The sequence below is a fragment of the Halomicrococcus gelatinilyticus genome, assembly GCA_024227995.1.
Lineage (GTDB): Archaea > Halobacteriota > Halobacteria > Halobacteriales > Haladaptataceae > Halomicrococcus > Halomicrococcus gelatinilyticus.
Map to the genome: position 1 here is coordinate 191,321 of CP100466.1, position 12,760 is coordinate 204,080.

Genomic DNA, 12,760 nt, shown 5'->3' on the forward strand with positions numbered 1-12,760 from the left:
ATGCTCCGGACCGCGGGGCTGACGAAGCGGTTCGGCGGACTCGTCGCCGTGGACGGCGTCGACTTCGCGCTCGAGGAGAACCAGCTCTGTTCGCTCATCGGACCGAACGGGGCGGGCAAGACGACGTTCTTCGACCTCCTGACGGGAGCGCTCGCCCCGTCCGAGGGGCGCATCGAGTTCCGACAGGACGGCGAGTGGCGCGACGTGACCGACGCGGCCCCTCACCGCACCGCCGCGCTCGGCGTCCACCGCTCCTACCAGATAACGAACGTCTTCCCGACGAGCACGGTGCTAGAGAACGTCCGCGTGGCCGCACAGGCCGCGAGCGACGACTCGCTGCGGCTCTGGCGGAACGTCGACGCGTTCCCCGAGTACACCGAGGAGGCGTACGACATCCTCGACCGCGTCGGCCTGCGACACGAGGCCGCGACGCCCGCCGAGAGCCTGAGCCACGGCGCGACGCGCCAGCTCGAGGTCGCCATCGCGCTGGCGGGCGACCCGGACGTCCTGCTGCTGGACGAACCGAACGCCGGCGTCTCCAGCGAGAGCGTCGGCGACATCATCGACCTCATCGAGGACGTCGCCACCGACCACGCCGTCCTGCTCGTCGAGCACAACATGGACATCGTGATGGAGGTCAGCGACCGCGTCGTCGTCCTGAACCAGGGCGAGGTCATCGCCGACGGGCCGCCCGACGACGTCCGGGGCGACCCCGCAGTCCAGAAGGCGTACCTCGGCGGCTACGAGGCGGGACAGGGGGGAGCGGCGTGAGCCTGCTCACCGTCGAGGACGCCCACACGTACTACGGCGAGAGCCACGTGCTGGAGGGCGTCTCGCTGGAGGTCGAGGCGGGCGAGGTCGTCGCCCTCGTGGGCCGCAACGGCGTCGGCAAGACGACGACGCTGCGCTCGGTGCTGCAGTTGACGCCGCCGCGCTCCGGGAGCGTCCGCTTCCGGGGCGAGGAGCTCGTCGGCAAGGACACCCACGAGGTGGCCGAGATGGGCGTCGGCTGGATCCCCGAGGAGCGCCGCGTGTTCGCCCAGCTGTCGGTCGAGGAGAACGTCCGCGTGGCGGTGCCGGAGGGCGACGACGTCGACGACGCGCTCGCGACCGCCTACGAGACGTTCCCCGACCTCCGCGACCTGGCCGACCACGACGCCGGGTCGCTCTCGGGCGGCCAACAGCAGATGCTGGCGCTCGCGCGCGGCCTCGTCGGCGACAACGACATCCTGCTCGTCGACGAACCGAGCGAGGGACTGGCGCCGCTCGTCGTCGAGTCGGTGGCGGCGGCGCTCGCCGACGCCGCCGAGGACACGACGCTGCTGCTGGTCGAGCAGAACCTCCCGCTCGCGCTCGACCTCGCCGACCGGTTCTACGTGCTCGACAACGGGCAGGTGGTCGACGAGGGCGACGCCGACGCCGTCTCCGCCGACGACGAGCGGCTCAGGAGGTATCTCAGCGCATGACGGTGCCGCTCGTCGCGTTCGCGGACGCGCTCGGGTCGTTCGTCCAGCCGTCGAACCTCCTGTCGGTGTTCGTCGACGGGCTCGCGAAGGCCGCGCTGTACGTGATGCTGGCCGGCGGCCTGACGCTCATCTTCGGCCTGATGGGCGTGCTCAACTTCGCGCACGGGTCGCTGACGATGATCGGCGCGTACCTCGGCGGACTGGTGATGGTCACGTTCGTCTCCGGCGGGTCCGCCGCGACGACCATCCTCGCCTTCCTCGTGGCGGTGGTCGTCGTGTTCGGCGGCCTTGCCGCCCTCGGGTCGGTCGTCGAGGTCGGCCTCATCCGTCGGCTGTACGACCGGCCGCCCATCTACCAGATACTGCTCACGTTCGGGCTGACGCTCGTGCTCGACGAACTGGCGCGCATCGTCGTCCAGTTCTACGGGATCCAGCCGATGACCAAGTGGCAGGCGGCGCTGGGGACGAAGCCGGCGGTCATCGCGACCCAGCACTCGGTCGGCCCGCTGTCGGTCACCGGGCTGGCGCTGTTCGAGATCGCGTTCGGCGCGCTCACAGTGGCCGGCATCTGGGCGTTCCTCACCCGGACGCGGTACGGCCTCGTCATCCGCGCCGGGAGCGAGGACGCGGAGATGACCCAGGCGCTCGGCATCGACGTTCGCCGCGTCTTCACGGTCGTGTTCGCGCTCGGGACGGGGCTGGCCGGCGTCGCGGGCGTCCTGCTGATGTGGGACGCCAACTGGGGCGCGAGCGTCCCCCTGGCGTCGCACGCGCTGCTGCCGGCGTTCGTGGTCGTCATCGTCGGCGGCCTCGGCACGTTCCGGGGGACGGTCGTCGCCGCGCTCGTCGTCGGGATGACCGACGCCGTCACGACCTGGTGGTTCAACCACGCCATCCAGTTCTCCGGCCTGCCGGAGATGACCATCTTCCTCATCCTCGTGGTCGTGCTCGTGTTGCGCCCGCAGGGCCTGTTCGGCGTCGAGGAGGTGGGGGGCCATTAGCGCCGAGACCGACGCGGAGACGAGGACGGGCGCGTCCCACGAGGCCGAGACGGCGACCTCGTGGCCGGTCGAGTACGCGCGCGACCACGTCGCCCACCTCGTCGTCGTCGCCGCCCTCGCGGCCTACCCAGGACTCCACCACCTGCTCGTGACCTCGCCGGTCGGCGCGGAGGCCAAGGCCGTGCTCCCGAACGTCCAGACGATGATCCCGGTCCTCTACTTCGGGCTGTTCGCGATGAGCTTCGACTTCATCTCGGGCTACACCGGCTACCTCTCGTTCGGCCACGCGGCGTTCTACGGGACCGGCGCGTACTTCGTCGTCTTCGTGACGAACGGGAAGGTGCCGTTCGTGCCCCCGGGGACGCCGTTCGTGGTGTCGCTGGTGCTCGCCGGCCTCGCCGCCGCGCTGCTGGCGCTGGCCATCGGCGCGGTGTCGTTCCGGCTCACCGGCGTCTACTTCGCGATGATAACGCTCGGGTTCGCCCAGGTGCTGTACGTGTTCGTGCGCAACTGGGACTACGTCGGCTCGAACCCTCCCGACGGCGCCTTCGTCGGCACGGTGGAGGGCCTCCGGATCGGCGTTCCGGGCGTCGACGCGCTGAACGTCGCCATCGGGCAGTTGACGGGCGACGCTGTGTCGCTCGGGGGCGTCCACCTCACCAGCACGGCGGTGTCCTACTACGCCATCGGCGCCGTCGTGCTCGTCTGCTACCTCGCGATGCAGCGCATCATCCACTCGCCGTTCGGGCGCGTGATGATCGCCATCCGCGAGAACGAGGAGCGGGCCCGCGCCGTCGGCTACGACACCTTCCGGTACAAGATGGGCGCGTTCGCCATCAGCGCCTTCTTCGCCGCGGTCGCGGGCGGGTTGCTGGCCGGCTACCGGCGCACCGCCTCCCCGGAGGGGACGTTCTACTTCCTCGTCGCCGGCGACGCGCTGCTGGCCTCGATCATCGGCGGGTTCGGCACGCTGGCCGGCCCGCTGTACGGCCACCTGTTCAGCGAGTCGGTCAAGGAGTTCCTCTCGAAGGCCGCCAGCGGTGGCGGCCTGCTGCCGTACCTCCGCTCGCACCTCGGCGAGGGCGTGATGACGACGGAGCTCTACAACGGACTGACGGTCGGCCAGGGCATCGAGACGTTCCTGAACGGCCACGCCAGCCTCTACGTCGGCGCGCTGTTCGTGCTGTTCGTGCTGTTCGTCCCGAACGGCCTGCTCGGCACGGTGCGCGACCGACTGGGCGGCCCGGTCGCCAAGCGCCTCCCCGAACGGTTCGGGAGGTACCGATGACGGACGCTGCGACACCAGCGAGGTCCGACGGTCCGACCGTCGGGCTGACCGGCTACGGCGTCTACGTCCCGGACGACACCGTCTCGGGCGAAGAGATCGCTGCCGAGAGCGGGGTTCCGGAGGACGTCGTCGTCGAGAAGATGGGCGTGCGCCAGAAGCACGTCTGCCCGCCGGACGACGACCACGTCACCGACATGTGCGTGACGGCGGCCGAGGACGCGCTCGCGGACGCCGGCGTCGCCCCGGCCGAACTCGACGCCGTGCTCTTCCACGGCAGCGAGTACAAGGACCACGTCGTCTGGAGCGCCGCGGCGAACGTCGCCGAGCGCATCGGTGCCGAGGACGCGTTCGCCAGCGAGAGCTACGCGCTCTGCGCCGGCGCGCCCGTCGCACTCCGGCAGGCGCGCGCCCAGCTCGTCGCGGACGCCCCCGAGACGATGCTGCTGGTCGCCGCCAGCCGCGAGGAGGACCTCGTCGACTACGGCAACGAGGCCTCCTCGTTCATGTTCAACTTCGGCAGCGGCGCGTCGGCCGTCGTGCTGGAGCGCGACCCTGCCGACCCCCTCGCCACCGTGCGCGAGAGCGCCGCCGTGACGGACGGCAGCTTCTCGGAGGACGTCGTGATGCCCGCCGGCGGGTCGAAGCAGCCGCCGAGCCACGCCACCGTCGATGCCGGGCTGCATACGCTCGACGTCCCCGACCCCGAGGGGATGAAGGAGCGCCTCGCCGACACGAGCATCGAGAACTTCCTGTCCGTCGCCGACGCGGCCCTCGAACGGTCGGACTACGACCGCGACGACCTCGACTTCGCCGCACTCACCCACGTCAAGCGGTCGTTCCACGACCTGCTGCTCGACGAACTCGACGCGGCGGGGTACTACCTCGACGAGTTCGGCCACGTCCAGAGCGTCGACCAGGTGCTCGCGCTGGACCGCGGTCGCGAGGCGGGCCTGGTCGACCCGGGTGACCTCCTGGTCTTCCTCGCCGCCGGGACGGGGTACACCTGGGCCGCGACAGTGCTCGAGTGGCACGGTCGCTGACGGAAACGCTTTTCCACCGAACGCAGCAATCGGTCGACCATGTTGACGCGCATCGCCGCCACGGTCGGCGGCGCGCTGCTGGCGGGGACGGGCGCGGCGGCCGCCGACGCCGCCGGCCTCCCCGGCGGGTACCCCATCGTCGTGGGCCTCGCCGTCGCCATGCCACTGCTGCTGTTCGCCGGCTGGAATCCGCAGATCGACTTCGACGCCTACCGCGAGGCGCGCTGGCCGGAGCGAGCAGTCGTCGACGCCGCGGCCGTCGTGGTCACGAGCGCGCTCGCAGGGGTGGTGCTGGTCGCGCTCGCGACCCCGCTGCTCGGCGATGCGGCCGTGGTGGGCGTCGGCGCGGGCGCCGCGTTCGCCGGTGGCTACGCAGCCACGTACGCGCTCGCCGCCCCGTTCCGGGAGAACTAGCGTCGTCGGGCGGGTGTGCGCGTCCGACTCACGACCGCGCTACCGCTTTTTGCCCGTCGAACGTCGTTCGGACCATGGAATCCGAGACAGAGACCGCCGTTCGGAGGGAGACCGGAACCGTCGACTGGACGACCGCAATACTCGCCGGCCTCGGTGCCGGCGTCGTGATGGGGCTGCTGATCCAGTTCGTGATGGGCATCATGCCCGTCATCGGCGCACTCTACGGTGCCGAGGGGCTCGTGACCGGCTGGGTCGCCCACCTCGTCCACAGCGTCGCCTTCGCGCTGGTGTTCGCAGCCATCGTCTCACGGCCACCGCTCGCGAAGTACGCCGACTCCCCAGGGACGGCCGCCGGCCTCGGCCTCGGCTACGGCGTGCTCCTCTGGGCGGTCGCGGCCGCCGTCGTGATGCCGACCTGGATGGGAGCGGTCGGGTTGCCGAGTCCCGGCGTCCCGAATCTCGACCCGCAGAGCCTCGTCGGCCACGTCGTCTTCGGCGTGCTGCTCGGCGGCCTCTACGCCGTCCTTTCGCGCTGACAGTCGGCCCTCCGTCGGCGGACCGGCCGGGCGCGGTCCACGCCGACTACTCCTCGTCCTCGCCCATCCGGACCGTGAGCACGGGCACGTCGGAGAGGCGGACGATCTTCTCGGTGACGCTGCCGATGAGGTACCGGTCGATTCCGCGCCGGCCGTGGGTTCCCATCACGACGACGTCGACGTCGTGTTCGTCGGCGTAGTCGAGGATGGCGCGGTACGGGGTGCCGCTTACCACGGCGGTCGTCACGTCGACGCCGCCCTCCTCGGCCCGTTCTTCGACCTCGTCCACGGCCGACTCGGCGAACGTCTCCAGTTCGTCGACCAGTCGCCCGCGCGGCGCCTCCGCCGGGAGCGCCGTCTGGTTGACGATGGAGACGACGTGCAGTCGTGCGTCGCACGTCGCCGCGAGGTCGAGCGCCTGTTGGACCGCTTTCTCGGTCGCGTCGCTGCCGTCCGTCGGGAGTAGAATTTCGTCGTACATCGTCGAGTACCTCCGTACCAGATACGACGGGCCCGCGAGGGGTGACGTTTGTGCCTATTATCATCTTTCGAGAATCGCCACCCTGAACCTGCGACGCGGCTGCGCGCCAGCAGACGTTTCCCGCCGGGGGGCGTACCCACGCGCATGGGAACTATCGTCGTCGGGCGGATTCCGGCATCAGAGTTCGCTCTCGAGGCGACGCTCGACGGGGTGGCGAGGGTCGAGTTCGAGGTCGAACGCGTCGTCGCTCCGGAGGCCGGACGGGTGATGCCGTACGTGTGGGCGACGGCCGAGGCCGACCAGTCCGACGCGCTCTCCCGGGCGCTGGAGGACGACCCGACGACGGCCGGGGTGGAGCTGCTCGCGGACCTCGGCGACGAGTGGCTCTACCGGATGGAGTGGGTCGACCACGTGGAGTTCGTCGTCCACGTGCTCGTCGACGCCGACGGGACGGTCATGGACGCCGTCGGGAAGCGCGACGAGTGGTGGCTCCGCGTCCTCTTCCCCGACCGGGACTCGCTGTCGGCGGCGTACGACTTCTGCGAGACGAACGGTATCGACTTCGACGTCGAACGCATCTACCAGCTCGAGGAGTCGCCGCGGCGCGGCCAGTACGGCCTCACCGAGGAGCAGTACGAGGCGCTGGTGACCGCGCTGGAGTGGGGCTACTTCGAGGTGCCGCGCCGCGTCTCGGGCGAGGAACTGGCGGCCGAACTCGGCATCTCCCACCAGGCGCTCTCCGAACGACTTCGCCGGGCGTACCGCAACCTCATCTCGCGGACGCTCGTCGTCGGCAGCGACGAACTCGGGTGAGGGCGAGCGGACGCCGGTCGAACGTGCCGCCAGCTTTATTCTGCTCGTCGCCGTCTCCCGTTCGTATGGCCGAGAGCGGGGACACCAACGATGCGGCGGCGGGCGTCGTGCTTGTCACCGTCTGGATACTGGCGACGATCGCGCTGGCCGTCCTCGTCCGTGCACTCCGCCGGAGCGAGTCGGCGGGGAGCTGAAACAACTGGCGGGGGCGCTGCCCTCCGGGCTGAGTCCGTCTCTGGAGTGCGATGCGGTCGCCGCCCGGTCGTCGTCTCCCACCCGACGCGCGGGAACCTTTCGACCGTGCCCTCGCCGGTGTCCGGAGTAGAACGAAGTGCGCGTTAGCCCGCCGACCGAGCCCAACTGCCCTGTTCACGTCTCCGCGTGCTGTCTCGCCTGCCCAGTAGGACAGGGGTCGTCTCGGAAGCGTCGCCGCCGTCGTCCGATGCGCGCTCCTGTTCGACACTGTCGCGGATCCGCTGGTTCACGCCCGGTATCGAGGCCGTCGAGTCGGTGTCACCGGGTCGGTGTCGCACCGCCCAGAAGGTAGCCGCCGAAGGCTGGCACCCAGAGAAGCAGGGGGTACGCCACCCACCGTTCCACCCCGCCGGACCCGAGGAACGCCAGCGGAGTGGGTTCGCGCAGGACGAGTCCGTAGAAGAACACGCTGACCAGCACCAGCAACGAGATTCCACCGAGCAAGAGGCACAGGTAGGAGAACGGGCGCGTGACGGCCCGCGAGGAGAGGACGACGGTGATGCCGCCGCTGAAGAACGTGAGAAGCGCGAACAGACCGTGCCACGGGGTGACGTTCCCGGGGAACACGCCGACGCCGAAGACGGAGAGGCCGAACACCGCGAGCGGAACTGTCAGGACGCGAGTGCCCCCGTCCCGGTAGAGGAAGTAAGCGGCGATGACGACGAACGCGCCCGTCAGCAGCATCGTCGCGTTGAAGATGGTCGCCGACGGCTCGTGGATGACCGGATCTGGGGGCCGCGTCGAACCGAGGTCGCTGATGTCCTGTCGGATCGAGTAGTCCGGATAGAGGACCGAGGCCGTGGTGATGCCCATGAACGCGACCACACCGGCGAGGACCATGCTCGTCCCGGCGGTCGACGTATCGGGAACACCAGACCCGGACGGATCTTCGTTGCTTCGAGCGTCGTCCATACGTACCGACAGGGTCCCGGTCGTCATATCACCGTTGTCCGCTACTCCGGTTCGCCCACGTTCACCGGACTCGAAACCGCAGGAACGCATCGGACAGTGCGTTGCCGCGAGCCCTGGTCGACCGAAGCGGTCGCCGCTCCCCGGCCGCCACGCGGTGATAGCCAAACAATTATTTTCGCCAGCCGACAAGGCCTGACCAGATGGGTCGACAGGACGATACGGTAGTGGACGTTCAATCCCTGTCGCCCCGGGCGTGGCGTCTCCTCCGGACCGCTGCGGGCTACGAACAGCGGACCGTCGAGAAGGAACTGGACGACCTGATGCAGGCCCACGTCTCGATGCTGGAGAACGACAATCGGAGTCTCTCCGCCGACCGGCTCGAACAACTGTTCGACCTGTACACGGCCGAACTGACCCACGACCAGGTGCGGGCCATCGCCGACCACTTCTAGCGTTCCTCTCGAAATCTAAACTATGTCACGACCGTCAGTAACTTCTATACCGTGCGAAAAATCACCATACTACCACAGAGATGAAGATGTCGGCAGCCATCACGCCCGATCGACGCCTCGTCCCGTTCACGGTCGCGGTCGTCGGGACCGTCGCCATCGCCGCCGCACCGACGCCGGAGACGCTGTCGCGTCCCGGCCAGTACGCGCTGGCGACGCTGTTCTACGCGGGGCTGCTCTGGGTCACCCGGGGGCTTCCCCTCCCGGTGACGGCGCTGTCGATCCCGGCGGTGCTCACGGCGTTCGGCATCTACACCGACCTCGGTGACGCGCTGGAGAGCTTCGCCGACCCGCTCATCTTCCTGTTCCTGGTCGGGTTCATGCTCGCGAACGCGCTCCAGAAGTACGGCATCGACCGCCGTATCGCGCTCGGGTTGATGACGCGGATGGGGTCGTCGGCCCGGCGGCTCATCCTGGCTATCATGCTGGCGACGGCGTTCCTCTCGATGTGGGTGTCGAACACCGCCACGACGGCGATGATGACGCCCATCGCGCTCGGCGTCCTGGGACAGGTCATCGGGCGCGACGACGTGCGGACGGCCGACGCCGACAGGCAGTTCTCCAACATGCAGATAGCGACGCTGCTGGGGACGGCGTACGCCGCGAGCGTCGGCGGCGTCGGGACGCTCGTCGGGACGCCGCCCAACGTCGTGGTCGTCGCCTACCTGGACCGACTCATCGACTACCAGATCACCTTCGCCGACTGGCTGCTCATCGGGATGCCGGTGGTCCTGGTGACGCTCCCGCTCGTCTGGTACGTCCTCACGTTCTGGCTCTACCCGCCGGAGGTCGAGGACGTCGAGGACGCCCGGGCGGAGGCGCGTCGCGTCCTCGAAGCCGAAGGGGGACTGGACGAGCGCGGACGGCGCGTCGCCGTCATCTTCGCGGTTACGGCGGTGCTGTGGGTGGTCGGGGGTCTCGGACGGTTCGTCCGGCCGTACCTGCCCGCGGACGTGTACACGACGCTGTTCGGCGGGAGCGGCCCGACGCTGCTGGGCGTCGAGGGCCACCAGGGCCTCCTCTACTTCGTCCTCGTCGGCCTCTACGCGATCCCGGCGCTGACGCTCGCAGACGCGGTCGACTGGGACGACCTCGAGGACATCGACTGGGGGACCATCCTCCTCTTCGGTGGCGGGCTCTCGCTGGCCGGTGGTCTGGAGAAGACCGGCGCAGTCGAGTGGCTGGCCGGTCTCTTCTTCGACGCGCTGCTGGGAGCGCCGGTCGTGCTCGTCGTCGGCGCCATCGTCCTGTTCGTCATCCTGCTGACGGAGATGACCTCGAACACCGCGACGACGAACATCATCGCCCCGCTGCTCATCGGCATCGGTAGCGCCCTCGCGGCCACGTTCGAACTGGAGTCGACCGCAGCGGCGGCGGTGTTCCTGGGCGTGTCCGGGACCATCGCCTCGAGCTACGCGTTCGCGCTACCCGTCGCGACGCCGCCGAACGGCATCGTCTTCGGGAGCGGCCACGTGAAACAGGACCACATGCTCCGGGCGGGGATGGTCCTGAACGTGGTGATGACCCTCGTCCTGACGCTGCTCATCTCCCTGCTGTTCTACTTCGTCTGGCCGGCCATCCTCTGGTGACGGACTGCAAAACTTGCCAGCTGCCACATTCTGGAACTATCGTTTAGGTTCCGGAACAATCGTTGAGTTTTTCTCCGATTCAGCGTTCGTCTTTGACCTTCATTTGTTTCGTGCATTGCAGAATTCGACTACGCTGAGTGCTCTACGGCCTTGTATCATCGATACATTCTTAATGTATCAGTGATACAGCCTACGTAGCGTTACAATGACAACCAGTGACGAACCATCACGTGACAGGCGGACGTTCCTGAAAGTAGCGGGCGGTGCGAGCGTCGTCGGACTCACCGGCCTGGCTGGCTGTGCGGCGAACGACAACGGCAACGGCGGCGGTGGCGACGACGGTGGCGACGACGGCGGTGACGGTGGCGACGACGGTGGAAGTAGCGGCGGCAAGGATACGTTGACCCTCGGCGGTTCGATGAGCCTCTCCGGCGACAACGCGGACCTCGGGAAGCTCTACCAGGACGCCTACAAGCTGACGATCCAGAAGATCAACGACAACGGCGGCATCGAGGCCGGCGACGGCAACACGTACGAACTGGACATGATCCTCCGGGACGACGAGACCGACGCCTCGAAGTCCAAGACGATCTACCAGGACCTCATCGACCGGGACGACGTCGACTACCTGCTCGGCCCCTACTCCTCGTCCGTGACGCTGCCGGCGAGCGCGGTCGCAGCGAAGAACAAGAAGCCGATGGTGGAGGGCGGCGGTGCGAGCCCCGAGATCTTCTCGCAGGGCAACGAGTGGATCTTCGGCCTACTGCCGACGGCGAACAAGTACGCCCTGTCGTCGGTCGACATGGCGATGGCGCAGTCGGACGCGCCGAAGAAGGCGGCGCTGCTCGCCGAAGACGACACGTTCAGCCAGTCGACGGCCAAGGGCGTCCGGCAGAAGATCGAGAACACGTCCGGACTCAGCCTCGCCGTCGACGAGACGTTCCCGTCGAGCACGTCCGACCTCTCGACGAACCTCGGCAAGGTCCGCGACCAGGACGCGGACATGCTCATCCTCGCGGCCCACCAGAAGCACGCCATCGTGATGGCCAAGCAACTGGAGAGCCAGAACGTCGACGTCGACATGGCGATGGCGACGGTCGGCAGCCTCAACCAGTCGTTCAAGGACGAGGCCAAGAAGAACGGCGACTACGTCTACGGACCGTCGTCGTGGGCCATCAACGCCGACTTCGAGGACCCGGTGTACGGCTCGACCAGCAAGTTCGCCGACGCCATCAGGAGCGAGTTCGGCTACGACCCGGACTACCACAGCGCGGCCGGCGAGTCGGTCATCCTGACGTTCAAGAAGGCCTTCGAGACCGTGGACGAGGTGACGCCGACCAAGGTCCGGAACGCCATCCGGGACATCCAGTTCACATCGGCCTACGGCAACGTCACCTTCGACGACTCCGGCGTCATCGACAAGGAGATGCTGCTGTACCAGTGGCAGCCGGAGAAGGACAAGCAGATCGTCTGGCCGAAGTCGGTCCAGCAGAGCTCGCCCATCTACCCGATGCCCGACTGGAGCGAACGCTAACGGATGGCGATCACACAGTTCGTGGTCAACGGACTCCTCGTCGGCGCGCTGTTCGCGGCGGTCGCCGTCGGGTTCGCACTCATCTGGGGCGTCGTCGACATCATCAACCTCGCGCACGGCGAGATGGTGATGCTCGGCGGCTACGTCAGCTACTGGGCGCTGACGTTCCTGATGGGCGAAGCGACGGCCTCGCCGCCGGTCGCGCTCGCGTCGGTCCTCGTCTCCGTCGCGGTGCTGTTCGGCGTCGGGTACGCGCTCGAGCGTGCGCTCGTCGCCCGCGTCACGGACGAGGACCTCTTTTTGACGCTGCTCGTCACGTTCGGACTCAGCATCGTCATCCAGCAACTCGCGCTGCAGGCGTGGTCGGCCGACCCGCGGACGGTCACCGTCCAGTTCGCCCAGCAGTCGATGAACCTCGGCGGCGTCGTCGTTCCGAAGATGAAGCTCCTCGCGTTCGCGGGGGCCATCGTCCTGACGGCGCTGCTGTACGTCTTCCTCAAGAACTCGCGGACGGGCCGGTCCATCCGCGCGGTGTCGCAGAACGCCGAGGCCGCCGCGCTGGTCGGCGTCGACGTCGAACACACCCGCGCAACGACGTTCGGCCTCTCCTCGGCCATCGCCGGGGGTGCCGGCGCGTTCATCGCGATGATCCTCAACGTCCAGCCGCAGATGGGGCTCATCTACACGCTCAAGAGCTTCGTCATCGTCGTCTTCGGCGGCATCGGGAGCGTTCCCGGTGCGCTCGTGGGCGGCCTGCTGCTCGGAACCGTCGAGGAACTCACCGCGGGCATCGTCTCCTCGAAGTGGACGCTCGCGGTGTCGTTCAGCCTGCTCATCGTCCTGCTCGTCGTGAAGCCGAGCGGCCTGTTCGGCGACAGCGTGGAGGGTGAAGCATGAGCGGAGAGTCGAGCGGCGTCGACCG

Annotated in this window: 15 protein-coding genes; 13 read left to right on the plus strand and 2 right to left on the minus strand. The window is 68.5% G+C overall.

Annotation, left to right across the window (positions count from 1 at the left end; translation table 11 throughout):
- The 7 genes from NKT36_RS16135 (at nt 1) to NKT36_RS16165 (ending at nt 5,745) form a co-directional block, all read left to right on the plus strand.
- On the plus strand, nt 1-771 hold the full coding sequence (locus NKT36_RS16135) for an ABC transporter ATP-binding protein (RefSeq protein WP_327053808.1): 771 nt from the start codon (nt 1-3) through the stop codon (nt 769-771).
- On the plus strand, nt 768-1,466 hold the full coding sequence (locus tag NKT36_RS16140; protein WP_327053809.1) for an ABC transporter ATP-binding protein: 699 nt from the start codon (nt 768-770) through the stop codon (nt 1,464-1,466). Before NKT36_RS16135 ends, NKT36_RS16140 begins: the two co-directional genes overlap by 4 nt.
- A complete protein-coding gene (locus tag NKT36_RS16145) occupies nt 1,463-2,467 on the plus strand; it encodes a branched-chain amino acid ABC transporter permease (protein ID WP_327053810.1) in 1,005 nt (334 codons plus the stop codon). Before NKT36_RS16140 ends, NKT36_RS16145 begins: the two co-directional genes overlap by 4 nt.
- 148 nt (nt 2,468-2,615) lie before the next feature.
- The gene (locus NKT36_RS16150; RefSeq protein ID WP_327053811.1) at nt 2,616-3,755 is read left to right on the plus strand and encodes a branched-chain amino acid ABC transporter permease; all 1,140 of its coding nucleotides are present in this window, start codon (nt 2,616-2,618) and stop codon (nt 3,753-3,755) included.
- Entirely contained in the window at nt 3,752-4,795 is a 1,044-nt protein-coding gene (locus NKT36_RS16155) for a 3-oxoacyl-ACP synthase (RefSeq protein WP_327053812.1), read from the plus strand. Before NKT36_RS16150 ends, NKT36_RS16155 begins: the two co-directional genes overlap by 4 nt.
- Before the next feature lie 39 nt (nt 4,796-4,834).
- The gene (locus NKT36_RS16160; protein WP_327053813.1) at nt 4,835-5,209 is read left to right on the plus strand and encodes a hypothetical protein; all 375 of its coding nucleotides are present in this window, start codon (nt 4,835-4,837) and stop codon (nt 5,207-5,209) included.
- A 74-nt stretch (nt 5,210-5,283) separates the two neighbouring features.
- Entirely contained in the window at nt 5,284-5,745 is a 462-nt protein-coding gene (locus tag NKT36_RS16165; protein WP_327053814.1) for a hypothetical protein, read from the plus strand.
- A 46-nt stretch (nt 5,746-5,791) separates the two neighbouring features.
- Here NKT36_RS16165 and NKT36_RS16170 read toward each other — a convergent pair whose 3' ends face one another.
- On the minus strand, nt 5,792-6,226 hold the full coding sequence (locus tag NKT36_RS16170) for a universal stress protein (RefSeq protein ID WP_327053815.1): 435 nt from the start codon (nt 6,224-6,226) through the stop codon (nt 5,792-5,794).
- Nucleotides 6,227-6,370: 144 nt separating this feature from the next.
- Here NKT36_RS16170 and NKT36_RS16175 point away from each other — a divergent pair, with 144 nt between their 5' ends.
- Nucleotides 6,371-7,039: a helix-turn-helix domain-containing protein gene (locus tag NKT36_RS16175; RefSeq protein WP_327053816.1), complete on the plus strand. Its 669-nt coding sequence runs from the start codon at nt 6,371-6,373 to the stop codon at nt 7,037-7,039.
- Between the two features lie 65 nt (nt 7,040-7,104).
- Nucleotides 7,105-7,233 carry a hypothetical protein gene (locus tag NKT36_RS16180; RefSeq protein WP_327053817.1) on the plus strand — a complete coding sequence of 43 codons (129 nt, stop codon included), beginning with the start codon at nt 7,105-7,107 and terminating at the stop codon, nt 7,231-7,233.
- Between the two features lie 319 nt (nt 7,234-7,552).
- On the opposite strand, the gene NKT36_RS16185 is transcribed toward NKT36_RS16180, so the two are convergent.
- Complete coding sequence (locus tag NKT36_RS16185) at nt 7,553-8,134, minus strand: DUF998 domain-containing protein (RefSeq protein ID WP_327053818.1); 582 nt, start codon at nt 8,132-8,134, stop codon at nt 7,553-7,555.
- 272 nt (nt 8,135-8,406) lie between these two features.
- Here NKT36_RS16185 and NKT36_RS16190 point away from each other — a divergent pair, with 272 nt between their 5' ends.
- From NKT36_RS16190 to NKT36_RS16205, 4 genes are all read left to right on the plus strand, one after another.
- A complete protein-coding gene (locus tag NKT36_RS16190) occupies nt 8,407-8,658 on the plus strand; it encodes a hypothetical protein (RefSeq protein WP_327053819.1) in 252 nt (83 codons plus the stop codon).
- A gap of 80 nt (nt 8,659-8,738) precedes the next feature.
- On the plus strand, nt 8,739-10,304 hold the full coding sequence (locus tag NKT36_RS16195) for an SLC13 family permease (RefSeq protein ID WP_407652249.1): 1,566 nt from the start codon (nt 8,739-8,741) through the stop codon (nt 10,302-10,304).
- Nucleotides 10,305-10,509: 205 nt separating this feature from the next.
- Entirely contained in the window at nt 10,510-11,838 is a 1,329-nt protein-coding gene (locus tag NKT36_RS16200) for an amino acid ABC transporter substrate-binding protein (protein WP_327053821.1), read from the plus strand.
- Between the two features lie 3 nt (nt 11,839-11,841).
- Nucleotides 11,842-12,735, plus strand: coding sequence for a branched-chain amino acid ABC transporter permease (locus NKT36_RS16205; protein ID WP_327053822.1), 894 nt, complete (start codon nt 11,842-11,844; stop codon nt 12,733-12,735).
- Nucleotides 12,736-12,760 lie beyond the last annotated feature (25 nt).